Here is a 25,198-nt window from a genome sequence, read left to right on the forward strand (position 1 = left end):
GGGCTGCTCCTGGGGACCGCGGGCGCGGATCCCCGAGCACAAGCGTCTGGTGAGCCATGCGGATCTCCGAGGACCCCGGTCCGGGGCAGCGTCTCGGGCGATATGAGCTTCTGCGCCTCATCGGCGAGGGCGGGATGGCGCAGGTCTGGGCCGCGCGCATGGAGGGCTCCCGCGGCTTCCACAAGGTCGTCGCGCTGAAGACGCTCATTCCGGCGCTCGCGCGTGATCCGCAGTTCCAGCGCATGTTCCTCGACGAGGCGAACCTCGCCTCGAAGATCCACCACCGCAACGTGGTCGAGATCCTCGATCTCGGCGACACGGACGGCGTGCTCTTCCTCGTGATGGAGTGGATCGACGGGCAGACGATGCAGCGGCTGCTCCGGCCGGGCCTGCGCCCGATGCCGATCTCCCCGGCGATGGCCGCGCGCATCGTGGCCGACGCGGCGCACGGGCTGCACGCGGCGCACGAGCTCCACGACGAGCGCGGGGTGCCGCTCGGCATCGTGCACCGCGACGTCTGCCCGCAGAACATCCTCATCGATCGCGACGGCACGGTGAAGGTGGCCGATTTCGGGATCGTGAAGGCGTTCGAGCGGCTGGGCGACACGACGCAGACCGGCGAGATCAAGGGCAAGGGCGAGTACATGTCGCCCGAGCAGGCGCAGGGGCACCCGGTCGATCGCGGCTCGGACATCTTCTCGCTCGGCGTGGTGCTCTTCGAGGCGGTGACGGGCGCGCTCCCGTTCCAGGTGCTGCACGATCTCGTGCTGCCGCAGACCGGGGTGCCGGAGCCGCCGCGGCCCACGCTGATCGCGCCGCATTGCCCGCGGGATCTGGAGGAGATCATCCTGAAGGCGCTCGCGCGCGACCCGCGGCAGCGCTTCCAGACGGCGGGCGAGATGGCGAGCGCGCTGGAGGACTTCCTGATGCGCAGGTCGGGCGTGATCACGACCGTGCAGGTGGCGGAGCTCCTGATGGCGCGCTGCGGGGACAAGCTGGAGGAGGAGCGGCAGATGATCGCGGCCGCGATCGTCCCGCAGCAGCGCCCCGGCTGGCGGCCGAAGCCCGGCGCGACGCTGAGCTCGGGGCCGCCCTCCTCGGGTCGTTCGCGGGGGTCGCGCACGCCGCCGCGGAGGGGGCTCGGCGGGCTGATGCGCGCCGGCAGCGACGCGCTGCGCCCGGTGGCGCTGCCGTGGCTCGTGGCGTCGGTGTCCACGGGGGTCGCTGTCGCGTCGCTCATGTTCGTCGCGCTGAGCCGGCCGAGGGATCACCGGCCCCTCGTCGACCCGATCGCGGTGCAGACCCAGCCGAGCGTCGCGGTGGTGAAGCTGAACGGCGTGGTGCTCGGCGTGGGCAGCCAGATCATCGCCCGGCCACAGCCGGGGGTGTCGCTGCTCGTGGAGGCGCGGTCGAGCGACGGCGTCTCGCAGACCGTGGAGCTCACGTCGGAGTCCCCCGCGCGGATCCAGATCAACCTGGAGCTGAAGGGCGAGCCGGGCCCTGAGGCCGCGGCGCCGCCGGGCAGCGGGAGCGCGCCGGCGTCGAGGTAGCCGCGGGGGCGGCGCGCCGACGGGGAGGCGCGGCGCGGGCGCGTCCTCGGCGGTGGCCACGCCGACGGCGGCTGCCGACGAGCGCGGGTCACGTCGCGGCAGCCTCGTCGCGCAGCAGGCCGTAGACCGCGGTGTCGGTGAACCGCCCGTCATAGTACCAGTTCTGGCGGTGCTGCCCCTCGCGCACGAAGCCGAGCCGCTCGAGCACGCGCGCCGAGGCGCGGTTCTCCGGATCGATGTGCGCCTCGACGCGGTGGAGCTCCATCGACTCGAAGCCGAAGCGGAGCACGGCGCGCAGCGCCTCGGTCATGATCCCCCGGTTCCAAAGCGCGGGCAGGAGCTCGTAGCCGATCTCCGCCCAGCGATGCGGCTTGTTCCAGCGCCAGAAGCCTCCTGTGCCGACGAGCTCTCCGTTCTCTTTGAGGGTGATGCCCCAGCGGATCGAGGTGTTCTCGCGGACGCCCGCGAGGATGGCGGCGATGCGCCGCTCGGAGTCGGCGATCGAGCCGTCGGGCCCGCGGCCGAAGTAGCGTGTCACCTCCGGATCCGACTGGATGCGGAAGATGCGCTCGACGTCGCTGGGCTCGATCGAGCGGAGCGTGAGGCGCGGCGTCGTGAGGACGGGGAACGGGTCGAACGATGCCATCGGGCGATGGCATCAGCGGAGGTCTCCGGGGGTCAAGCGCGGGGCACGGGGCGAGCGCCTTGACGGCGCCGCGTCTTCAACCGAGATCTGCCGGGGAGGACTTCGCATGGCGCCGCTCGAGGATCTGGGTGCGGAGCCGCTCGCCGCGCTCGAGGAGGCGGAGGGCGCCGCCGGCAGCGAGCGTGGGGCGAGCTCCGGGGCGCCGGGGTGCCGCGTCCGCTTCGCCCGCGGGGTGACCGAGCTGCCCGGCGATCAGGCTGTGGTGGTGCTCCACGAGGACGCGTTCCTGCGCTGGCGGCCCACGCCGGAGCGGCCCGAGGGCGCGCCCTCGCGGCTCGCCGAGGTGACCGTGGGCGCGGCGATCGCGGTCGAGCACGGCGGCATCTGGGACGAGGGGCTCGTCCTAGGCCGCGTGGTGCGCCCTGCGCGCGCAGGCGGCTTCCGGGTCGACGGCGATGTGGAGGGCTATCCATCCATCGCTGACGCCGAGCGGGCGCACGGCCCGCTCGAGGCGGGTGAGCTGCAGGAGCAACCGGCGACGGCCGGCGATCCGGCGTTCGAGCTGGGCGAGCCGATCGGGCGCGATGCGCGCGGGACCGGCCGCCGAACGAGGAGATAGCCGCGGGCGTGGTGCCCTGGGGGCGCGTCGCCCAGCGGGCGCGCCGGGCCTGCCGCGTTGCTCAACCGAAATCGGTGAGCGCGTCGCCGCGCGCCTCGGTCCAGCTGTCGCGGCTGCGCAGCCGCTCGCGGTATGCGATCACCTTCGGCCAGCGCTCGGCGTCGTCGAGGTGCGAGCCGCGGAGCATCGCGAGGGCGGCGCCCACGGCGCAGTCCGCGAGCGACATGGAGCTCTTGAGCAGGTACTTCTGTTCGTCGAGCTCTGCCTCGAGCAGGTCGAGCGAGCGCGTCGCCTCGTCGGCGGCCCGCTTCAGGACCGCCTCGGCGGGGGCAGGGAAGCCGGTCCTCGGCGCGACGATGCTGGCCCACCAGACGACGCCGCAGTGCGGGGTCAGGTGCGCGCTGTCGAAGAACAGCCACTGGAGCGCCCTGGCCTCGGACGTCGGCACGTCGGGCCAGCGCGTCGTCCCGTGGGTGCGGCCGAGGTAGGCGATGATGGCGTTCGACTCCCGGAGCACGAGCGGGCCGTCCTCGAGGACAGGCACCTTCCGGTGCGGGTTCAGCCGGGCGAAGGCCTCGGCGCGGTGCTCGCCTCGAAACAGGTCGACCTCGACCGGCTCGTAGGCGAGCCCGAGCTCGGCGAGGGCGAGGCGCACCTTGAGCGCATTGGGCGACCGGAGAAACGTGTAGAGGCGCATGCCGGCGCAGTAGCGCATGCGGCCGGAGGGCGCGAGCGGGCGTGGTGGGGGGTGAAGAAGAGAGGCGCGCCGAGGGGAAGCGTGAGCGTCCGGCTGGATCAGGCGATGCCGAGGACGGGCGGCTCGACGGGCGCCGATTCGGGCTTCACGGGGCTGGCAGCATCCGGCTTCTTGTCGGGCCGCGGGGACGCCGATGTGGAGCGTGTCGCTGTGTACAGGTTGGGGAAGCGGCCTTCGGGATCGTCGTAATAGAAGAGGAACCGGCCGACACGGACGGCCTCGTCGTAATGGCGGAAGAGCAGCTTGGCGGCGCGTGCCTGGTATCCTTTCCAGAGCGTCTGTTCGGGCGTCGCCGTGGCGCCGAGCAGCCGGAGGATCTGTTCGGCGAGGGCGCTCGCGTCCTGCTCATCCTCGCTGCGGAAGTTCCGCTTGTCGTCCTTTATCGCCTCGCGATGCTTGCGGTACATGTCGGCGGCGCCGGACAGGTCATTGGCGAGGTCGAGGTGGCCGCTGCCCGCGCGCAGGTGCGCGAGCTGCGCGGTCGCTTCCGCGTCGCCGTCGAGGTGGTACTCGAGCGTCTTCAGCATGCGCGCGCGCGTCTCGTAGGCACGCTCGACGAGCGTGGCCGGGAGCGCCGCGCCGGAATGCGTCGCCGAGGTAAGGAGGAACTTGTACCGGGCGAACCAGGTCGCCCAGGCGACGCTCTCGAGCCCGTCGATCCGCGCGGCATCGAGCGTGCCCGCCGCGGCGATGGCCGCGATGCGCTGGCGCAGCTGCGGCGCGGAGAGCGTCTCGGCCACGCCGATGGCCTGCACGGCGGCTGCCTGGAGGTCGAGCCGCGGCGTGTCCAGCTCGGAGAGCGGTATCGCGTCGAGGTCGGGCTTCACGCGGTGGAAGGCCGCCTCCGCGGTATGGATCTGGGTGGGTTCAATGGCGGGTGTACCTGATTTGTTCGGTTTTTTGGGTTTGGGCATGAACGCAATGACTAGGTCGCGCGAGAGCGAATGTCGCGAGAGAGCACGAAAATGGCGTGATTCATGAATAGAGTCGTGCGGTTGCATCCAGGCGGCCGGGGAGGCCTGGGACACGACCGCTCAGCGGCGCGGGCGCGAGGGTGGAGCGGAGCACCAAGTGGACGGAGCCGACGGTGCTCCGGCCGGTGCGTCGGGGTTGCCGGCGATGGAGGACGTTGCGGGAAGCGCGCGGGGCTTGGCCGGAGGTGGTGGAGGACGTTGCGGGAAGTGCGCGGGGCTTGGCCGGAGGTGGTGGAGGACGTTGCGGGAAGTGCGCGGGGCTTGGCCGGAGGTGGTGGAGGACGTTGCGGGAAGTGCGCGGGGCTTGGCCGGTGGTGGTGGAGGACGTTGCGGGAAGCGCGCGGGGCTTGGCCGCAGTGGATACGGGGGTGCGGGAGGTGGAACGTGCTGCGTTCGGCTTCGTCGGCGGCTGCGGGATGCACCTTGGTCGCTGAATCGGTGGCGGAGACCATTTATTCGCAACGGGAAGCCGGAATTTAACGCAAAGGCGCAAAGGCGCAAAGGCGCAAAAAGGCAAGGGGGAGGGGGGAAGTCATTCCTGCAATCCGTTGACCACGCGATGGATACCCTGGCTCCAAGGCTGCGATGCATCTCGATCGCCGCGTCGACGACGATCTTGGCCATCCCATTCTCGTTCATTTCTCTTCCGTAGTTTTGCGCCTTTGCGCCTTTGCGCCTTTGCGTTGAAAATCTGGCTGCTCCACAGAATATGCGCTGTGCGTACGGATAACGTCTAGGTCCGTTGGCGTCGAATCCGGATCTCCGGGCAGCGTGGCCGCCGTCGTGTGAGACAGTCCATGGCGCGCAGCTGCTCAGCAAGACCGTCGATGCCGTACGTCGCGACGAGGTTCATGCTCTCAGGAAGGCAGGACAGCAGGCCGTGCTGACGAAGACACTCGTCCGGTCTGTCTCAAACCTGTTGGCAACTTCCGGGCGCGCGCCCGACCCCGCGGCTCCCGCCACACCGCGAGCCCGATCGTCGGCCGCGCGCGCCGCTCTGCTACCCTCGCGCCATGGACCGCCACCGCTCGCTCCGCATGACCCTCCTCCTCGCCGCCGGCGCCGCCGGCTGTTCCAGCTCGAACAGCCGCGACATCGCGGTCGTCACGCTCGCCGAGCCCCAGGCCGCGGGCGGCGACGCGGGCGCCCCGGACGATCCGGCGGCGCCCACGCCCCGGACGCCGCGCGCCGCGGGCTGGGTGCAGGAGCCGGACGGCACGGTGCACCGCGCGTCGCGGGTCCGCTGCGACGCGACCATCGCGCAGCGCGCGTGCAGCGGCACCGAGCGATCGTTTCAATGCAAGACGGACGCCGATTGCAGAGAGGGACCCCGCGGCAAGTGCGTGAGCGCCTTCGGGCAGATAGGGGCGTATTGCGGCTGCGAGTACGCCTGCGAGAGCGACGCCGAGTGCGGCGCATCCGAGGTGTGCGTCTGCAAGGGGACTGGCGCGCTCCGAGAGGAGCACTCGGTCTGCGCGAAGGCCCAATGCGCGGTCGACGCCGATTGCCCTGGCAGCACCTGCGGCCTGTCGGCCTACTTCAATGGGTGCTGGGAGCAGGTCACGCTCGCCTGCCGGACCAAGGACGACAGCTGTCGGAGCGACGCCGACTGCGCGTCCGACACGATCCCGGGGGCCGCCTGCGTCGCCCCCGACATCGATGGAGAGAGCGTGCGCTGGCAGTGCGCAGGGATCTCCTGTGCCATCGGGCGCCCCCTCGTCGTCGACGGCCGGCCGCGCGCCGCGCGGGGCGCCGCGCGCGATGACTGGCGCGCGCCCGCGGAGCTCGACGTCGCGTCCCTCTCGCCCGAGGTGCGCGAGGGCGCCGCGGCGCACTATGCCGCCGTGGCCGCGCTCGAGCACGCGTCGATCGCGAGCTTCGCCCGCTTCTCCCTCCAGCTCCTCGCGCTCGGCGCGCCGGCCGCCCTCGTCGGCGAGGCGCACCGGGCCGCGCTCGACGAGGTGGAGCACGCGCGCCTCGCCTACGGCATCGCCTCGCGCCTCGCGGGCCGGGCGATCGGCCCGGGGCCGCTGCTCGAGGCGGCCACGGCGCCGCTCGGCGCAGGCGTCGTGGAGGTGGTGGAGGCGCTCGTCGAGGAGGGGTGCGTCGGCGAGACGCTGGGCGCGGCGGAGGGCCGGGAGCTCTCGCAGATCGCCGGGGATCCTGCGCTGGCGGCCGCGCTCGCGCGCATCGCCGCCGACGAGGAGCGGCACGCGGCCCTCTCGTGGAGGGCGCTCTCGTGGATGCTCGCGACGTTCGGCGAGCCGGCGCGCGCCGCGGCGGAGCGGGCGTTCTCCCGCGCCGTCGCGCGGTATGCGACCGACCCGGCGCCGGGGCCCGCCGCGCACGAGGCGCTCGGCGTGCTCCCGGCGCGCGCGCTCGGGGCGCTGCGCCGCGAGGTGCTCGCCGAGGTCGTGGCGCCGTGCCGCGCGGCGCTCCCGGGGTTGTCGCGCGACAGCGCTCCTGCCGCTCCGTCGAGCCTATCCAGTCTGGGGGGCCGGGGGTAGTCGACCCCGGCCTACCCGACTAGAACATCTATCATGTTGAAACCCCGAGAATTTTCACAGGGAGGCGAGGAGGCGGGGAGGAAGAAAAAAAAGAATCTCTCCCTCTCGCCGTCTCTCGCTCCCCGCCTCCTCGCCTCCCTGTGAAAATTCCTGCTTTTTTCGGGGTTTCAACCCGTTTGTCGCTCTAGCAGGCTCGGGGCACGGGACGGGGGAGCGCGGACTCTGTGCGTTCCGGGAGTACCGGTGCATAGAATGTCGGTGTTATCGGGGATGTCCTGAGGGGCCAAAGGGGGCTACTGAGGCAGATTCGTCACGGCCGTAGCAACTTGCCACAGTGTGGATGGGCACGATCGCGAGGTTCGGCGGGGAAAACATGCTGGGACCTTGCGCACCGATCTTGCACAGGGGCCGGCACCTGAACCCACCTGAGGAGGTCCTTATCTATGGTCGCATCGCGCAACGTTCTTGTCTTGACGGTCGGTCTTGCTCTCGCTGTCGGTTGCTCCAGCCAGCCTGCGGCGACTGACCCGAGCACGGTGAACGGAGCAGCTCCGCCGGCTCCGGCCCCTGCTCCGATGGCGCCGCTGGAGACGCCGCCGGCCTCACAGCCGAGCACCGACGCGCAGGCAGGGGCGACGCAGCCGGGGATTACCACCAGCACGACGCCGAGCGCGCCCGTCGAGGCGCCGCTCACCGACGAGCAGATCGTCGCCGTGCTCGACGCCGCGAACAAGAAGGAGATCGACGAGGCTCAGCTCGCGCAGACCAAGGCCAAGCACAAGGACGTGAAGGCTTACGCCAGGGTCATCGCCCAGCACCACACGGAGGCCAAGGCGAAGCAGGCCAAGCTGATCAAGAAGCTCGGCCTCACGGCGGCGGACTCGGACAAGAGCAAGCAGCTCGTCGATGAAACGCAGCAGGCGGTCGACCAGCTGAAGGCCCTCCAGGGCGCCGATTTCGATCAGCAGTTCGTGGCGATCATGGTCAAGGACCACCAGACGACGCTCGACCTGCTCGACAGGCGCGTCCTGCCGGACGCGAAGAACGCCGATCTGAAGGCGATGGTCGAGAAGGAGCTCCGGCCGACGATCGAGAAGCACCTGAAGGACGCGGAGGCGCTCGCGCAGAAGCTCGCCCCGGCGGGGACCACCGCCGGCACGGGCGCGGCCCCCGGCGCGACGGGCGCCGGTGCCCAGGCCGGCCAGACCGGCGTGACGGCGGGGAGCCCGGGCGGCCAGGGCGGCGTGCAGCCGCCGGCGGCGACGCCGGCCGCCGCAACGAAGGGGGCCTCGCCCGCGATGAAGTAGTCGCCCGCGGCCGGCCCACGGCATCGCGCCGAAGGGCGCGCGGCGTGGATCGGGCGTCCGGAATTGAATGAAGGAACGCGAGCAGCTGATCGATGGACCGGCTGCGCGCGTCGCCGTTTCTGCGGCATGAGCTCAGAACGACAGTCGCGCCGAACCCTCGAGAGAATCCTCCGGCCTCCCTCTCCCGCTCAGATCAGGTGAGCGATAGCCAGACGGACTTGAGCTGCGTGAGCTCGTCCAGCACCGCGCGCCCGTTCTCCCGCCCGAAGCCGGATTGCTTGATTCCGCCATACGGGCTCGCGGCGTCGAACCGGTTGTACGTGTTGATCCAGACCGTGCCCGCCTCGAGCCGCGCCGCCAGCGCGTGCGCCTTGCCCACGTCGCGCGTCCAGATGCCCGCCGCGAGGCCGTACTCGGTCGCGTTCGCGATGCGCGCGGCCTCCTCCACGTCGTCGAAGGGGATGACCGCCAGCACGGGGCCGAAGATCTCCTCGCGGGCGACGGTCATCGACGGAGAGACCGCCGAGAACACCGTCGGCTCCACGAAGAACCCCGGACCCTCGCCGCGCCCGCCGATCTCGCGTCGCGCCCCCTCGGCCGCGCCGCGATCGATGTAGCCGAGCACCTTCGTGAAGTGCGCCTCGGAGACGAGCGGGCCCATCTGCGTCGACGGGTCGAGCGGATCGCCCGAGACCAGCCGGCGCGCGCCGCTCGTGACCGTCTCCAGCACGCGATCGTGCACCGCACGCTCCACGAGGAGCCGGCTCCCCGCCGTGCAGAGCTCGCCCTGGTTGTAGAAGACGGCCGTCACCGCCGCCTTCGCGGCGCTCTCCACGTCCGCGTCCGCAAAGATGATGTTCGGGCTCTTGCCGCCGAGCTCCAGCGACAGCTTCTTCAGCGTGCCCGCCGCCGCGCGCATGATCGTCCGGCCCGTGTCCGTGCCGCCCGTGAACGAGATCTTCGCCACGCCCGGGTGCTCGACGAGCGCCGCTCCCGCCTCCTCGCCATGGCCCGTGACCACGTTGACGACCCCCGGCGGCACCCCCGCCTCCGCGAGGATGCGGGCGAGCTCCAGCGTCGTCAGGCTCGCCTCCTCCGGCGGCTTGATGACCACCGTGTTGCCCACCGCGAGCGCCGGCGCCACCTTCCGCGCGGCGAGCAGCAGCGGGAAATTCCAGGGGATGATCGCGCCGATGACGCCGAGCGGCTCGCGCACGGTGTAGTTCAGGAACGGGCCCCGCACCGGGATCGTCTCGCCGCCGAGCTTCGTCGCCCACCCGGAGAAATAGAAGAACGTGTCCGCCGTGCGCGGCACGTCGATCGTCCGCGCGGCCGTGATGGGCTTGCCCGTGTCGACGGCCTCGAGGTGCGCGAGCTCCTCGCAGCGCGCGAGGATCAACTCCCCCGCCTTCCACAGGATGCGCGCGCGCTCGTTCGGATCCATCGCCGCCCACCGCGGAAACGCCGCGCGCGCCGACGCCACGGCGGCGTCCACGTCCTCGCGCCGGCCGCGGGCGAGCCGCGCGAGCACCCCGCCGGTCGCGGGATTCGCGGTCTCGAACGTCTCGCCGGAGAGCGCCTCCCTCTCGGCGTTGTCGATCCAGAGCTTCTTCACCGTCTCGCGCGTCTCGGGCATGCCCTTGTCGTAAACCCGCGCACCCGGGCGCGGCAAGCGGCGATGACACGCGCCCTGCCGTGCGGGATACTCGGCCCTGCCCATGGACTTCTCCGACCGCCCCACGCTCCCGTCCGTCCCTCCGCGAAGAGTCGTCACCGAGCTGCCAGGGCCGAAGGCGCGCGCCTGGATGGCGCGCGGCGGCTTCGACATGCAGTCGCGCTACCGCGCGGTCGTGATGGACGACATCGCGAGCCGGGGGTGCTCGCTCGTCGACGTGGACGGCAACGTGTTCCTCGACCTGTTCGCGAACTTCGCGCTCGGGGCGCTCGGCTACAACCACCCCTCGCTTGTCGAGGCGGCGCACCGTGACGGCTTCATCCGCGCGGTCGCGAACCCGACGTCGACGCCGTTCGTGACGACGCCGGCCTGGTTCGAGTTCATGGAGGCGCTCGAGCAGCGGTACGCCCCGCGCGGCATGGCGCGCGTCTTCTGCGTGGACGCGGGGGGCGAGGGCGTCGAGTCGGCGCTCAAGGCGGCGTTCATCCGGCACGGCGAGCGCCGGCGGGAGGCCGCCGGGCTGCCGAGAAATCCGCTGGAGCTCCCGGAGGAGCAGCAGAAGAGCATCCTGGACAACGGGGGGACCGACGCGGTGGTCGTGTCGTTCGCCGGCGCGTTCCACGGCCGCGGCCTCGGGCCGATGTCCGCGACGCACTCCAAGGTCATCCACAAGGCCGATCTGCCCGCGTTCCCCTGGCCCACGGCGCCGTTCCCCGCGAGCCGCTTCCCGCTCGCGCGCTTCGCCGACCAGAACGACCGCGCCGAGGCGGAGGCGCTTGCTGACCTCGAGCGGATCCTCGACGCGCACCAGGGCAGGGTGGCCGCCGTGATCGTCGAGCCCGTGCAGTCCGAGGGCGGCGACCGGCACGCGAGCCCGGTCTTCTTCCGCCGCGCGCAGGAGCTCGCCGGCAAGGCGGGCGCGGCGTTCATCCTGGACGAGGTGCAGACGGGCCTCGGGATCACGGGCACGCTCTGGGCGCACGAGCAGCTGGAGCTGCCGCGCCCGCCCGACCTCATGTGCTTCGGCAAGAAGATGCAGATGGGCGGGTTCTTCGCGACGTCGGCGTACGACGTCGCGCAGTTCGGGCGCATGTACCAGACGCGCAACGGCGACCGCGCGCGGGCCGCGATCGCGCTGGCGACGCTCCGCGCGATCGAGTCCGAGGATCTCCTCGCCAGCGTGCGCGCGGCGGGCCGCCACTTCCTCTCGCGGATCGAGGAGCTCTGCGAGCGCTACCCCGCGCTCGCGAGCGAGCCGCGCGGCCGCGGCTTCCTGCTCGCGTTCGACCTGCCGACGACCGCGGCGCGGGACGATTTCCTCGGGCGCGCGCTGCGCCGCGGGGTGTTCGCGAGCTACACGGGGACGCGCTCGGTGCGGCTCCGCCCGCACCTCATCACGACGATCGCGGACGTCGACGAGGCGGTCTCGGTGTTCGACGCCGTGCTGCGCGAGATGGCCGGGTGATCGTCGACCCGCGCGACGTGTGCCCGGGGGAGGGGCCGGAGAAGGTCGCGCGGGCGCTCGCTCAGTTCTCCGTCGACGAGGTGCAGGGCGACGCGGCGTTCGACGAGGGCTACCGGGCGCTCGACGCGGTCTTCGGGCCGAAGGGCGAGCTCGAGCGCCGCGAGGTGCTCTCGGCGTGGTTCGCCGGGCAGAAGACGGACCCGGCGGCGCCGATCGTGGCGACGTACCACATGCTGCTCGCGCGCGGCGTGGACGGCGACGGGCGCCTCGCCGGCGTGCGCGACTGCTACGTCACGCTCGACCGCGCGGCGCGGCGCTGCGTGGTGCTGCTCTCGCATGCCCTCGTCCTGCCGGCCTTCCGCCGCACCGGCCTCGCCGCCCTGCTGCGCGCGGCGCCCGTCGCGCTCGCGCGCCGGGCGATCGCCGAAGCCGGGCTCGGCGGGGGACCGGGAGCCGGCGGCGACGGCGGCGACGGCGTGGAGGTGATGCTCGCCGCCGAGATGGAGGCCGTCGACCCGGACGACCGCGACACGGTGGTGCGGCTCATCGCCTACGGCCGCGCGGGGTTCGCGATCATCCCGCCGGCGGTGCTCCCGTACGCGCAGCCCGACTTCCGCGACATCGCCGCGCTCGGCGTCACGCCGGTGCCGCTGCCGCTGCTCGCGGTGGTGCGCCAGGTCGGCGAGGAGGAGCGCGACGACATCCCGCGCGCCCGGGCCGAGTCGTTCCTGCGCCACTACCAGACCGCCCACGCCGCCGAGGTGAGCCCGGGCGAGCTCGCGCCGATCCGCGAGAACGCGCTCGCGCGCCTCGCGGCGTTCGCGGGCGAGCGCGTGCCGCTCGTCCGGATCCCGCAGGGGCCGGCGGAGATCGCCGGGTTCGCGCCGCTGCTCCGGAGCGTGGTGATGCCGCTCTACCCGCCGGCGTGGCGCGGCAAGGCGCCGCTCGACGCGCCGGAGCGGGAGCTCGAGCGGCTCGTCGCTGCGTGGTCCACCGGCGAGGCGGGCTAGCGCGGGATCTCGCCCCACGGCGAGGCGTGCGCACGCAGTGCGAAGAGTCGCGCCGTGCGCGGAGTGATGGTATCCCTGGCGGCGCCGTCAGCGCTGTTATCTGCTACCTGCAAGTAATTTCGTCCAGGCCAGCGTCGCACGGACAGCGCGCACCGTGTCGCGGAGGCGCGCGGCCGCGGCGGGCCTGGACCGTAGGAGACCGATGATCAGCGCAAACAAAGTGAGACGGCTGGGGGCAGTGTGGGGCCTGCTGGCCGGCGGGTGCACCGTGCTCGCGGAGTTGGACAAGGGGTATTTCGTGGTGGGGGCCGAGACCACCGGAGCTGAGGGGGGCGGCGGCGGCGATGCCGGAGGCGGAGGGGAGGGCGGCGCTGGGGGCGATGCCGGAGGCGGCGGCGATGCCGGAGGCGGCGGCGATGCCGGAGGCGGCGGCGATGCCGGAGGCGGCGGCGAGAGAGGGCGGAGCTGCCGTGAGCTGCTCGCCACGTGCGGGCCGCTGGAAGATGAGGATTGCTGCGCGAGCGAGGCAGTTCCCGGAGGGAGCTTCAACCGGAGCGACGACCGGGCGCATCCCGCGACGGTGAGCCACTTCTCGCTGGATCGGTTCGAGGTGACGGTGGGTAGGTTCCGGGCCTTCGTGAACGCCTACCCGGGCAGCCGGCCGGCCGGCGGGGCGGGGGCGTACCGGCCGATCGAAGGGAGCGGGTGGGATCCTGCGTGGGACGGGGAGCTGCCTCCGGATCAGGCCGGGCTGATGGTGGCTTTGAAATGCCGTGCGTCGTACGAGACGTGGACAGACAGCGTCGGGGCGAACGAGAACCTGCCGATCAACTGCTTGAGCTGGCTCATGGCGTTTGCGTTCTGCGCCTGGGACGGGGGCCGGCTGCCGACGGAGGCGGAGTGGAACTACGCCGCGGCCGGCGGCCGCGAGCAGCGGCTGTATCCGTGGTCGGATCCGCCGAGCGATATGACCATCGATATCAGTCGGGCGTCGTATTCCTGCGATGCGGACGGGGCACCCGAGTGCTCGCCGGCGGACATCCTGAGCGTCGGGTCGACATCGCCGAGCGGCGACTCGAGGTGGCGTCAAGCGGACATGGGAGGGAACCTGTGGGAGTGGGTGCTGGACTGGCACGGTGAGTACCCAGATCCGTGCAACGATTGCGCCCAGTTGACGCCGACGACGAATCGTGTGTACCGCGGCGGGGCGTGGGATGTCGGCGATGCTGCCGCGCGCACGGGCTCCCGCGCCGGCGACGTCCCGGCGCTGAGCTGGTCCAACCAGGGGGTCCGCTGCGCGCGGACACCTTAAACTTCGCAGGTCGGGGGTGGGTTGACATCTCGGTGACATCTCGGTTGCAGTTCCCGATCTGCACGATCGCGTGAATCCGGCCGTTCTTGACGCTATTGACGCTATGGGCCGTCCACGCCACCCTTGCGCGGTGTCGGCTACGTTCGTCGAGGGCACGGTCTTCGCACGCCGCTATCGTGTGGTGAGGCTCATCGCCACGGGTTCAATGGGCGCTGTGTACGAGGTGGTGCACCTCGGGACGGAGCGGTGCCGGGCGCTGAAGGTCATGCATGAGCACCTCTTCGCGCAGGCGGACATGCGCGAGCGGTTCCTGCGCGAGGCGCGGATCGCGGCCAACGTTCAGAGCGACCACATCGTCGACGTCTTCGACGCGGACATCGACGAGGCGACCGGGATGCCCTTCCTCGTCATGGAGCTGCTCCGCGGCGAGTCGCTGGACGATCGCCTGGAGCGCCTCGGCGGTCGGCCGCCCGGCGAGGCGATGATCTACCTCCACCAGATCGCGCTGGCCCTCGACCAGACGCACGCGGCAGCCATCGTGCACCGGGATCTGAAGCCCGAGAACCTCTTCATCACGCAGCGGCAGGACGGGACGCCGTGCGTGAAGATCCTCGATTTCGGGATCGCGAAGCTCGTGGTGGAGGGCTCGAAGGCGGCCGGCGCCACGCGTACGCTCGGGACGCCGCTCTACATGGCGCCGGAGCAGTTCCGCTCTCGCGCGCGGCTCACGGGCGCGGCGGACGTCTATGCGCTTGGCATGATGGCGTACACGCTGCTCGTGGGGAGCCCTTACTGGAGCTCGGAGGCGAGCAGCGCAGAGGACGTGATCGCCTTCGCGCTCATCGCCTCCCGCGGCCCCGAGGAGCCTCCGGTGCAGCGGGCGCGCGCGCAGGGCGCGGTGCTGCCGCCGGGCTTCGACGCGTGGTTCGCGCGGGCCACGGCGATCGACCCGGCCGCGCGATTCCCCACGGCGGCGGAGGCGGTGCGGGCCCTCGGCGCGGTGCTCGGCGTCGACGCGAGCGCCGGGATGCCGGCGGCGTCCTCGCTGCCGGCGGAAAGCTCGATCCCCGAGCGCGCCGCTCCGCGGGAGGGGTCGCCGCTCCGCTTCGCGGGGACGTCGACGGGCGCTACCGTGTCCCCCATGCCGTCGCGGCGGCAGAGCCGGGGGGCGCTCGTCGCGGCCCTGGCGTTGATCGCGGTCGCGGCGCTGGGCGTGGGGACCTGGCTCGCGCTGCGGCCGAGGGGCGAGGGCGCGCCGGCGCAGGCTGGCGCGCCGGCGGTCGTCGCGGCGAGCTTGGACGAGGCGGGCGCGCCGCCGCCGCCCTCGGCCGCGTCCTCCCCGGCGGTGCTGGAGCCGGCGGTGCAGCCCGCGCCGCCCGTGGTCGACGCGAGCGCGAGCGTGGCTCCGCCGGCGCCTGCGAGCGCGAACGCGATCTCGACGGCGCCGGGCAAGAGGCCGCCGGCGCCGCCGAGCTCGCCCCGTCGCCTGTTCGGACGGGACTGAGGGCGATGTCCGCCGCGACGATGAGGCCTCATGCCCCCACCGCTCGTTCCTCCGCCCGCTGTTGGAGACGCCAGCACATGCCCTCTTTTGCTCGCCGGTGTCCGCTGTTCCTCTGGACCATCGTCCCGCTCTTCGTGTGCGCTCCGGCGGCGGCGCAGGACATCGCGCCCGCGGAGGTCCTGTTCAACCGGGGCCTCGCCGACATGGATGCGGGCCGGTACGAGGCTGGCTGCAAGGCGCTCGCGGAGAGCCGGCGCCTCGATCCCCGGCCGGGCACGCTCTTCACGCTGGCCTTCTGCGAGTCGCGGTGGGGCCGCGTCGCGACGGCGGTGACGCGCCTCGGCGATTTCCTCGCGCTGGTGGAGCGGATGCCTCCGGCGCAGCAAGCGCAGCAGGCCGAGCGCGCGGCGGCGGCGCGAGAGGAGCGCGCGCGGCTGGCCCCGCGGGTGCCCGAGCTCGCGCTCTCGCTGCCGCCGGATGCCCCGGCAGGGACGGTGGTGATACGCGACGGCCAAGCGCTGGGCGAGGCCTCGCTGGGCGTCGGGATGCCGGTGGATCCGGGGGAACACGTGGTGTCGACCCGGGCGCCGGGAGGAACTGCGTGGGAGCGACGCATCACGATCGCGGAGGGCGAGAAGAAGCAGCTGACGCTCGAGGTGAAGGAGCCACCGCGGGTCAGCGAGCCCGCGCGGGTCAGCGAGCCCGCGCCGCCCCCTGCCGCCTCCGGGGGCGGCGAGGTCTCGTCAGGCCGGCGCGCGGCCGTCTATGTGGCGGGCGGCGTCGGGGTGGCGGGGGTCGTCCTGGGCGGGGTGATGGGGGCGCTCACGTTCGGCAAGAAATCGGTCGTCGCGGAGCACTGCGGCGCCGGCATCGGGAACAGCCGCGAAGAGGCGTGCGACGTGACCGGGTTCGACGCGACGCGGAGCGCGAGCACGACGGGCCTCGTGAGCACCCTCGGCTTCGGGGTGGGCCTGGTCGGGCTGGGCGCGGCGGCGGTGCTCTACTGGACCGAGCCGAAGCAGGGCGATCGGGCGACCGGCGCGGCGCCGCGGTGGGTCGGCGCGGGCGTGATCGCGGTAGGCCCAGGGGCCACGGTGATCGGCGCCCGAGGGGTCTGGTGAGGGGAGTGGTCGGCAGCGCGATCGCGCCCGACCAGGTCCTGGCGCTGCCCGGCGCGACGGCCGCCGCCGTCGCCTGGCGGTCGCGGGGGCAGCTCAACGTCACCGTGATCGCCAAGGCGACCTTCGCGTTCGCGCCCGACGCGGAGATGCCGAGGGGCGCGCCGCAGCCGATCTTCGCGGCGAACGTCCATCACGACGGGGACCCGCTGCGGAGCGTCCGCTTCACGAGCGATCTCGCCCCCTACCTCGGCCGCGCCGACGCGCTCTTCACGGGGCACGCCTGCGCGCCGCCGGGGACCTCCGTGCTGTCCCTGCCGGTGCGCCTCGCGATCTTCGACCGGGGTCGCGCGGTCCTCGACAAGGGCCTGCTCGTCCAGGACAGGGCTCCATTCCAGTCGTTGCCCATCGTCTACGAGCGGGCGCACCGCGGCGCGGACGGGCAGGAAAACCCCCTCGGCGTCGACCCGAAGGCCGGAAAGGAGCAGGCCACCGTGCTCGACCCGGCACGGCCCCAGAGGCCGGCGGGATACGGCCCGATCGCCGGCGCGTGGCCCGCGCGCAAGCGGCTGCTCGGGAACACCTCGCTGTCGGCGCTCGAGGGCCCCGTTCACGAGATCCCCGAGCCGTTCGACTGGTCTTACTTCCAGGCGGCGCCTCCCGATCAGTGGATCGACCACCTGCGCGGCGGGGAGTGGCTCGTGCTCCACGGTCTGCACCCGACGGTGCCTCACTTGAAGATGCGTTTGCCCGAGGCGCGGGGCCTCGCGCGCATCCACGGCCTCGCCGCCTTCGGGGTGGAGGAGGGGCAGCCACTCGCGCTGCACGCCGACACGCTGCGCATCGACGGCGAGGAGCAGCGCTGCGCCCTGGTGTTCCGGCGCAGCTTCCCCGTTCCGAGCGAGGCCGCGCTCGCGCGCGTGCGCGTCGTTGCGGGGGTCGAGCAGCCCGGAGCGCCCCTCGAGTGGCCTACGCGGCTCGAGGACCGCGCGCCGCCATCGCGCGGCGCGGCGCCGCCATCGCGCGGCGCGGCGCCGCCGGAGGGGGCCGTGCCGGCGGTCGGCGCGATCGTAGTGGGCGCGACGGGACGCGCGCCGCGGGGGCTCGCGGCGGCCGCGATGACGACCGATATCGCGGAGGGCGCCCTGGAGGCGGCGCTGCGCTCGGCTCACCCGTTTCGGCCGCAGGGCGCGCCGCTCGCCGTCGCGATCCGCGAGGCGGCGCCGGCGCCGCCGCAGCAGCAGGACGCCGGCGCGAGCGCGCCCGGCAGTGAGCGGGGGCCGGCGCCGCTTGCCGCGATCGCTCGCCCCAGGGCGCCGCGCTGGGTCGCCACCACGCAGGATGTCCCAGATCTGTCGGACGAGGCCCCGAGCAGCGCGCGTGCGCTCCCGTTCCAGGAGCCGCCTCCTGGGGCCGCGCCCGCGCTGCTGGTGGGCGCTTCCGCGCCGCGCGCGCGGATCGAGCGCGTCGCCACGGGCACGCTGGAGGTCTCGGTGGACGAGCCCGCGGGCGCGGAGCTCAGGAGCGCGCTGCCTTTCACGGGGCCCGGCGTGGCGCCGGCGGCGCCGCCCGCTGCCGCGCCGCCGGGCGCCGCGGAGGGCGCCGCGCTCGACGCCCCGCGGACGGAGGGCTGGGCAGCGCCGGCGCCGCCGCAGCAGCAGGACGCCGGCGCGAGCGCGCCCGGCAGTGAGCGGGGGCCGGCGCCGCTTGCCGCGATCGCTCGCCCCAGGGCGCCGCGCTGGGTCGCCACCACGCAGGATGTCCCAGATCTGTCGGACGAGGCCCTGAGCAGCGCGCGTGCGCTCCCGTTCCAGGAGCCGCCTCCTGGGGCCGCGCCCGCGCTGCTGGTGGGCGCTTCCGCGCCGCGCGCGCGGATCGAGCGCGTCGCCACGGGCACGCTGGAGGTCTCGGTGGACGAGCCCGCGGGCGCGGAGCTCAGGAGCGCGCTGCCTTTCACGGGGCCCGGCGTGGCGCCGGCGGCGCCGCCCGCTGCCACGCCGCCGGGCGCCGCGGACGACCCCGCGCTCGACGCCCCGCGGACGGAGGGCTGGGCAGCGCCGGCGCCAGAGCAGTACATCGGATGGCCGGCCGATCCGCCCCTGCTGGGGCCTGTCGCCGAGCGCGCGCAGGCGGCGCAGGGCGCTCCATCTCCGGCGCCCGGCACGGTGCCGTATTTCGAGCCGGCCGCGCCGGTGAGCACGGCGGCGCCGCTCGCGGCGGCCCCGGCGCCCGAGCCCGCGCCGCCCGACCCCGACCCGGCGAGCTTCTCGCTCGAGCGCTTCGCGGCCGTCACCGCCGAGCTCGCCGCGGGGCGCGCCCCGCGCGCGGCGGTGCTGGCCTCCCACGCGCTCGGCGAGCGCGCATGGAGCGCGATCGACCGCCACTGGGCCGACGCGATCAAGAAGGACGCGGCGCACGGCGCGGGCCGGCTGCGGAGCGCGTACGACAGCGCGTACGTGGCCACCGTGGAGCGCTTCCGCGGCCCGCTCACCCCAGCGGAGTACGCGCGCCTCGTCGTGGCCGTGGAGCGCAAGCAGAGCGACCGGGTCCTCGACGAGCTCAGGATCCAGCGCCCCGCGCTGATGCACGTGATGCGTGTCTGGACGAAGAAGGCGGCCGCGGATCCGAGGCTCTTCGGCGAGGTGTCCGCGGCGCTCGCCTCGCTCCGGGCGCAGTGATGTGACCGCTTCGAACTACCTTTGACCACGAGGGCGGTCTGCGATGTGGCGCAAGCTCCATGAACTGAAGGCGACGCTGGACGAGTTCGTCGACCAGCGCGAGAACCTGCTCCTGGTCGTGAGCTGCGCTGACCCGGAGATGGCGTATGTGCTCAAGACCCTGGAGGGGATGGACGACACGGCCCCTTCGGACATCTTCCTGGTCTTCGGCGAGACGTTCACCGATGCGGGGCAGTACACCTCGGCGATCATGAGGAGTCTCCGGGTCCAGATGGAGATCGCCAAGTCGCCCCGCGCGGCGCAGGGCGAGGCACCGCTCCCGCCGCTGCCCGCGGTCTGCGACGACGCGGAGGCGGCGCCGACCGCGCGCCTGCGCGCGGCGATCGATCATGTCTCCTCGCTCCTGTCCGCGCAAGGCGGGCACCGCGCGATCTGGGGGTTTCTTCCGCTCCAGATCGCCGACCGCGAGGGCTACGCACGCCTCGTCGGCGCGTTCGTGCCCGCGCGGGGGCCCGAGCTGTGGATGCGGGGCCTGCGCGTCATCGCGCGCGACGACCGCTCCGCCCCGTTCCTGTTCCCGGCGCTGCGCAGGAGCAAGGCGCCCGGGGTGCTGCTCTACGAGCTCGACATGAGCCCGGCGGCCCTCAACGACGCGCTCGTCAAGGAGGCCGGCGACCGGAGCTTGCCAGTCGGCGATCGCATGCAGGCGCTGCTCCAGCTCGCAGGGCTCGACTACGCCTACCGGCGTTATCCGCAGGCGCTCGAGAAGTACGGCGCGCTCTACAGGTACTACGCGGCGCACGACGCGCCGGTGATGCAGGCGGTGATCCTCCAGGGCGTGGGCGACGTGCTCCGGCAGATGGGCGACGTCAAGGAGGCCAGGGTGAAGTACCACCAGGGGCTCGCGCTGGTGATGTCTTCGCAGGCGCTGCCGATCTTGCTGAACCTCACGTATGCGATCGGCGACGTCGGCCTGGAGCTCAAGGACCACCGCGACGCCGAGGGGTTCTTCGGCCTCGCCGCGCAGATCGCCACCAAGCTGATGAACCCCTTCGTCAAGGCGGACGCCCTGGAGGAGCAGGGGATCGCGCGGTACCGCGCGGGCGACGCGACGGGCGCCGTGCTCGTGTGGAAAGAGGCGGCGGCGCTGAGCAAGACGTTCGCGTACCACAAGCGCCACCGCTCGGCGCTGGAGCGCCTGATCTCGGCCTACAGGGGCCTGTACATGGAGAACGAGCGCCGCGCCTGCGAGGCCGAGCTCAAGAACGCCGTGCAGGCGGTGAAGGCGGAGGCGCGTGAGGCGCACGAGCATCCGCTCCGCGGGACAGCACCATGAGCACGAAAGGGAATGCTGTGAAGGGAGCCGCGTCGGCGGCCGCGGACCAGGCGGAAGCGCCGAAGCCGCTGATCGCGCCGACGGGGAACGCGACGCTGGGCGTGCTGACGGGCGACATCAACGACGCGCACGCGGCGTCCCAACGCCTGTCGGACCCGAAGGCGACCGACCTGGACAAGGCGAACGCGGTGATCGGCGAGTCGCTGAACGCGATCATGCTGCCGGTCACGCTGCTGAACGACGGCTTCGCGCTGGCGACGCGGGACATCGGGAAGCTGATCGAGCTACCCGCGGCGACGCTGTTGACGCCGCACCTCGGGATCCCGCACGTGCACCTGCACCCGCCGGCGATGCCGATCCCGCTACCGAGCTTCGGTGTGGTGGCGGCGGCCGGGTGCGCGTCGGTGCTGATCAACGGGATCCCCGCGGCGCGGGCGGGGGACGTGGGGATCGCGACCGGGTGCGGCACGTACTCGCCGGTGTTCGAGGTGTTCACCGGGTCGAGCAAGGTGTTCTTCGGCGGCGCGCGGGCGGCGCGGATGCTCGACATCACGATGCACTGCATGCCCGGGGCCGGTGCGGCCAAGGCGATGGCCACGCTGATGAAGGCCGCGTCGGTGGGGATGGGCGTGGTGGGGGTCGGGGCGGGGGTGCTCGACACGGTCACCAAGGCGGAGCGCGCGAAGAAGGTGGAGCGGAAGCCGATCGATCCGGGCGAGGCGGCGAAGATGACGCCGGAGGAGCTGGCGGCCGCACAGGAAGCTGCGGAGGCCGCCGCGGCGGAGGAGCCGCAGGACAACCTGGAAGAGGCGGCGGCCGAGGAGGCGGCGGCGAATACCACCGGGATCCAGGCCGGCCTCGACGCGGCGGCGCTGGCGCTGAGCATGCTAAAGGGGCTGGATCCGGGGACGCCGCCGTGCATCGGCGCGTTGCTGACGGGGCATCCCAACGTGCTCATCGGCGGGTTCCCGATGCCGCCGTGGTCGGCGGTGGCGCGGGGGCTGGCGAAGCTGGGCAAGTCGAAGGGGAAGAAGCGAAAGTCCAAGCAGCCGCTCGACAAGGGCAAGCGCAGCGGACATCCCATCGACCCCATCACCGGCGCGAATGAGGATGAGTTCAACGATTATGAGGAGCCGGTACCTGTCGGGTTCCGGTGGGACCGCAACTACACGAGTGCGGACGCCGACCGCGAAGGGCAGATGGGTCGCGGATTCCGCCATGGATACGAGCACCGCCTGAAGGTTGACCTCGATCAGGTCACGTATACCAATGCTCGCGGGCAGGCCGTCGAGATCCCGCTGCCCCGATCGGCGAAGGACACGATCCTTCTCCGAGGGTACATCCTCCGCGTCCGCGACGACGCTGACGCAGTGATCTACGAGCTCGAGCGCCCCGCTGGGCCTACCATGCAGTTCGTGCGGGCGCGGCGCGCCGGAGCGGGCTCCGAGCTCTCCCTCGCACGGATGCACACTGCAGACGTGCAGATGCGCTTCCTCTACGACGACTTGGGCCGGCTGCGAGGGATCGACGAGACCTCCCGTTCCGCCGCGATCGAGACGCGGTTCGCCCTCGACGACCGCGGCCACATCGTCGAGGTCCGACGCGGCCCGCGCGGCCAGCGCGACCTCCCGCTCATCGCGGCGTACGGCTATGATCACGCCGGCCGCCTCACGGTGTTCCAGGACGCGATCGGGGCCAAATCCCGCTACACGTACGACGCTGCCCACCGCATCGTGCGCATGACGGACCGCAATGGCCACAGCTTTCATTTCGCGTATGACGACCAGGGACGATGCACCGAGGAGCACGGCGACGGCGGACTCTGGCGGGTCGCACTGCGCTACGAGCCCGAGAACCGGCGCACCCTGGTCACGCGGGCCGATGGCGGTGAATGGGTCTACGAGTACGACGAGAACCAGACGCTCACCAGCATTCACGATCCCTACGGCGGCAAGCGCCGCCTCGTGACGGACGAAGAAGGCAAGATCACGAGCGAGGTCGGCGCCGACGGGGGGACGGTGTGGAATTTCCTCTATGACATCGCCGGGTACAACTACGGACTCGCCGATCGGTTTGGCCGGTTCCATCCGCCCCTCGACGTGGAGCCCAACCCTCCACCCCCGCCTGCTCATCGGGTACCCAGCACCGCGAGGGCGCAGCAATGGGGCGAGGCCGGAGGTATGCCCGCCGCCGTGAACGGCTGGCGGCACGCGCTTCCGGATCCGGTCCAGTCATTCCTGGCCGCGCTCCCGAGCGACGCGGGGGCACAGGGGCGACCATCGCAGCGGAGGGATCGCCTCGGGCGGGCGATCGAGGAGACCGACGCCGCCGGAAGGCGCCGATCTTGGGGCTACGATCCCAACGGCAATGCCGTACGCTTCGTCGACCGCGACGGGCGCGAGCACCGCGTCGAGAGCGCCTCGTGGAACCTCGTCGGAGCGACGATCGATCCGCTCGGTCACCGCACCTGCGTCGAGTATACAGCGCACGAGCGGGTCGCTTGCGTCGTGGACCCGGGCGGTAGCGAGGTTCGTTACGACTACGACCTCAAAGACCGTCTTGTGCGCGTCACATGTCACGGCGTGGTGCGCGATGAGTACTCGTACGACATCGGGGATCGCCTCGTCGAGAAGCGGGATGCCTCGGGCGACCTGCTCGTTCGCTGCGCGAGCGACGGCAACGGCCTGCCGTCCGAGTACACCCTCGCGTCGGGCGAAGTGTTTCGGTACCGGTACACTGATCAAGGCGACGTCACGCGGGCGTCCACGAGGGAGGTCGAGGTGCTCCGGGACTTCGACGCACGGCAGCGCCTCCTCTTCGACGAGCGCGATGGGCGCGGCGTGAGGCACCGCTATGCGGGCGGGGCGCTCGCCGAGACGACGTATCTCGGCCGCTTCACCGTGCTTTATGGCGCCGACCCGGGCGGCACGTTGCGGATCCGGGCCCCGGTGGGAGGCGAGCATCGGATCCGGCAAGATCGAAGCCTCGTCCTCCTGGAGCTCGGCAACGAGACCTCGGTGATCTCATCGTACGACGAGGAGAATCGCTGCACGGGTCGAGCGGCGTGGCGGAAGCGTGGGACTAGCACCGCGCTCTGGTCGGTACGTTACACCTACTCGGCCGAGGGGGAGCTCCTGCGTGTCGACGACAACCATGCGGGCGTGACCCACCACATCTACGACGCGGCGCATCGGCTCGTCGGAGAGCGGGGGCCTGACGGAACGACGTCGGCGATCGCCGTGGATGCAGCCGGCAACGTGCGAGAAAAGCACGGGCTGCGGCGCACCGAGGTCCTCGACGGCAATCGTCTACTCTCGGCGGGCCGCGAGCGGTTCACGTACGACCAGCGAGACCGCCTCGCATCGTGGACGGACGAAGCAGGCGAGGTGACGCAGTACCAGTACAACAGCATCGACATGCTGGTGAGGGTGTCCTGGAGCGTCCGGGCGGAGGAATGGACGGCCGGGTACGACGGGATCGGTCGGCGCCTCTGGAAAGCGCTCGGCGCAGCGCGGACCGAGTATTTCTGGGACGGCGAGCGGCTCGCCGCGGAGATCGGCCCGACGGGAGCGGTGCGGATATACATCTACGCGGGGCGGGAGGCGCTCGTCCCGATGATGTTCATCGACTATGCGAGCATGGACGCGGATCCGGGGAGCGGGCGCGCGTACTACCCGATCGGCAACCAGCTGGGCGTCCCGCTGCACATCGAGGACGAGGCGGGTAATATCGTCTGGAGGGCGCGTCGCGTCGAGCCTTATGGGACGGTCGTGGTGCATCCAGGGGCCTCGATCGCCTACGCGCTGCGCTTCCCTGGGCACTATCTCGATGAGGAGACGGGGCATCATTACAACCGATTTCGCTACTACAGTCCTAGGCTCGGCCGGTACCTGCAGCCGGATCCGGCAGGTCAGGCAGGCGGCGTCAACCTTTATGCGTATCCGGCGAATCCGCTGGCTCATGTGGACGTGCTGGGGCTTGTTCATACCCAGCAAGAATGGGACAACTTCGTTGCGAGCTGTTATGTTGCGAACCCACCGATCGCTCAACCCCCGGATTTTATTCGTTTTCTGACATCTAGTAACGCCCAGACCCAGTTCGACCCGCTCGCCGTCGACGCAGAGCGGAGCAGGCTCGAGCGGGCGCACGCCCGATACTGGATCCGAGCATACAGAGCGTCGAGACACCTGCCCCCGCCGCTTAATCCGCTTCCGCACGGCCACTACACACGCCCGGAGAACGTGACGCGGGAGGATGCGACCACGAACGACGACAAGGCTGTGACATATTTTTACACGCAAGCGCTAGCGAACGGGAACCACCTGCATTCCCCCACGTCCTACCCGCTCGGCGAGAACGAGCGCAGGCCGGCGCTTCTCCTCAATCTGGATGGTGAACGATACGCTTTTCTTCACGCGATCGCCGACCAACACGCATCGTCAGTGCAGATAGGCGGTCCGAGCGGTTCAACCGGCCTGCCAGCTCAGTGGTCCGGGAGCGATCACGCTGCAATGCTGTATACGACGCCGACAGGCAGGAGGCTTCTGGTCTGGAACGCACAGGACTGGAAGGATGCGGACGGCATCACCGAGGCGAACCTGCGCACCGGCACCGTGCTGCAGGAGATGCTGCTGGCGCACAGGCCTGACGTCGTTGTCCTGCTCGAGACCGGCGTAGCGTCCAGGGAAAACAAGTTCCTCCAGTGGTTCATCGAGGAGATCTCCGCACCGCCCCCGTAGC

General features: G+C 71.9%; 16 protein-coding genes. 12 read left to right on the forward strand and 4 right to left on the reverse strand.

Annotated features, from left to right (window positions below):
- Nucleotides 1-56: 56 nt before the first annotated feature.
- Nucleotides 57-1,550, forward strand: coding sequence for a serine/threonine-protein kinase (locus tag WMF36_RS46760; protein WP_437577358.1), 1,494 nt, complete (start codon nucleotides 57-59; stop codon nucleotides 1,548-1,550).
- 88 nt (nucleotides 1,551-1,638) lie between these two features.
- On the opposite strand, the gene WMF36_RS46765 is transcribed toward WMF36_RS46760, so the two are convergent.
- Nucleotides 1,639-2,196, reverse strand: coding sequence for a GNAT family N-acetyltransferase (locus WMF36_RS46765; RefSeq protein ID WP_437577359.1), 558 nt, complete (start codon nucleotides 2,194-2,196; stop codon nucleotides 1,639-1,641).
- A gap of 106 nt (nucleotides 2,197-2,302) precedes the next feature.
- Here WMF36_RS46765 and WMF36_RS46770 point away from each other — a divergent pair, with 106 nt between their 5' ends.
- Entirely contained in the window at nucleotides 2,303-2,815 is a 513-nt protein-coding gene (locus tag WMF36_RS46770) for a hypothetical protein (protein WP_437577360.1), read from the forward strand.
- 61 nt (nucleotides 2,816-2,876) lie between these two features.
- On the opposite strand, the gene WMF36_RS46775 is transcribed toward WMF36_RS46770, so the two are convergent.
- Together WMF36_RS46775 and WMF36_RS46780 are read right to left on the reverse strand one after the other, a co-directional pair.
- Entirely contained in the window at nucleotides 2,877-3,512 is a 636-nt protein-coding gene (locus tag WMF36_RS46775) for a glutathione S-transferase family protein (RefSeq protein ID WP_437577361.1), read from the reverse strand.
- 98 nt (nucleotides 3,513-3,610) lie between these two features.
- On the reverse strand, nucleotides 3,611-4,486 hold the full coding sequence (locus WMF36_RS46780; protein ID WP_437577362.1) for a hypothetical protein: 876 nt from the start codon (nucleotides 4,484-4,486) through the stop codon (nucleotides 3,611-3,613).
- 1,073 nt (nucleotides 4,487-5,559) lie between these two features.
- Between WMF36_RS46780 and WMF36_RS46785 the strand changes: the two genes are divergently transcribed.
- A complete protein-coding gene (locus WMF36_RS46785; protein WP_437577363.1) occupies nucleotides 5,560-7,053 on the forward strand; it encodes a ferritin-like domain-containing protein in 1,494 nt (497 codons plus the stop codon).
- 575 nt (nucleotides 7,054-7,628) lie between these two features.
- The gene (locus WMF36_RS46790) at nucleotides 7,629-8,360 is read left to right on the forward strand and encodes a DUF4142 domain-containing protein (RefSeq protein ID WP_437577364.1); all 732 of its coding nucleotides are present in this window, start codon (nucleotides 7,629-7,631) and stop codon (nucleotides 8,358-8,360) included.
- Between the two features lie 193 nt (nucleotides 8,361-8,553).
- Here WMF36_RS46790 and WMF36_RS46795 read toward each other — a convergent pair whose 3' ends face one another.
- Nucleotides 8,554-9,996 (reverse strand): aldehyde dehydrogenase family protein, encoded by a 1,443-nt coding sequence (locus tag WMF36_RS46795; RefSeq protein WP_437577365.1) that lies wholly within the window; start codon nucleotides 9,994-9,996, stop codon nucleotides 8,554-8,556.
- Nucleotides 9,997-10,078: 82 nt separating this feature from the next.
- On the opposite strand from WMF36_RS46795, the gene WMF36_RS46800 reads away from it, so the two are divergent.
- The 8 genes from WMF36_RS46800 (at nucleotide 10,079) to WMF36_RS46835 (ending at nucleotide 25,197) form a co-directional block, all read left to right on the forward strand.
- A complete protein-coding gene (locus WMF36_RS46800; RefSeq protein ID WP_437577366.1) occupies nucleotides 10,079-11,500 on the forward strand; it encodes an aminotransferase class III-fold pyridoxal phosphate-dependent enzyme in 1,422 nt (473 codons plus the stop codon).
- Nucleotides 11,497-12,510 (forward strand): hypothetical protein, encoded by a 1,014-nt coding sequence (locus WMF36_RS46805; protein ID WP_437577367.1) that lies wholly within the window; start codon nucleotides 11,497-11,499, stop codon nucleotides 12,508-12,510. The genes WMF36_RS46800 and WMF36_RS46805 overlap by 4 nt, the downstream gene beginning before the upstream one ends.
- Before the next feature lie 268 nt (nucleotides 12,511-12,778).
- Nucleotides 12,779-13,822 (forward strand): formylglycine-generating enzyme family protein, encoded by a 1,044-nt coding sequence (locus tag WMF36_RS46810; RefSeq protein ID WP_437577368.1) that lies wholly within the window; start codon nucleotides 12,779-12,781, stop codon nucleotides 13,820-13,822.
- A gap of 130 nt (nucleotides 13,823-13,952) precedes the next feature.
- A complete protein-coding gene (locus WMF36_RS46815; RefSeq protein ID WP_437577369.1) occupies nucleotides 13,953-15,326 on the forward strand; it encodes a serine/threonine-protein kinase in 1,374 nt (457 codons plus the stop codon).
- Between the two features lie 77 nt (nucleotides 15,327-15,403).
- Nucleotides 15,404-16,447 (forward strand): hypothetical protein, encoded by a 1,044-nt coding sequence (locus WMF36_RS46820; protein WP_437577370.1) that lies wholly within the window; start codon nucleotides 15,404-15,406, stop codon nucleotides 16,445-16,447.
- Nucleotides 16,444-19,122, forward strand: a complete 2,679-nt coding sequence (locus WMF36_RS46825) for a DUF2169 domain-containing protein (RefSeq protein WP_437577371.1) — start codon at nucleotides 16,444-16,446, stop codon at nucleotides 19,120-19,122. The genes WMF36_RS46820 and WMF36_RS46825 overlap by 4 nt, the downstream gene beginning before the upstream one ends.
- A gap of 43 nt (nucleotides 19,123-19,165) precedes the next feature.
- Nucleotides 19,166-20,458 (forward strand): hypothetical protein, encoded by a 1,293-nt coding sequence (locus WMF36_RS46830; RefSeq protein ID WP_437577372.1) that lies wholly within the window; start codon nucleotides 19,166-19,168, stop codon nucleotides 20,456-20,458.
- Nucleotides 20,455-25,197 carry an RHS repeat-associated core domain-containing protein gene (locus tag WMF36_RS46835; RefSeq protein ID WP_437577373.1) on the forward strand — a complete coding sequence of 1,581 codons (4,743 nt, stop codon included), beginning with the start codon at nucleotides 20,455-20,457 and terminating at the stop codon, nucleotides 25,195-25,197. The genes WMF36_RS46830 and WMF36_RS46835 overlap by 4 nt, the downstream gene beginning before the upstream one ends.
- Nucleotide 25,198 lies beyond the last annotated feature (1 nt).

Origin of the sequence: Sorangium sp. So ce887 (genome assembly GCF_051521455.1) — a bacterium.
In the GTDB taxonomy this organism is placed as follows: domain Bacteria; phylum Myxococcota_A; class Polyangia; order Polyangiales; family Polyangiaceae; genus Sorangium.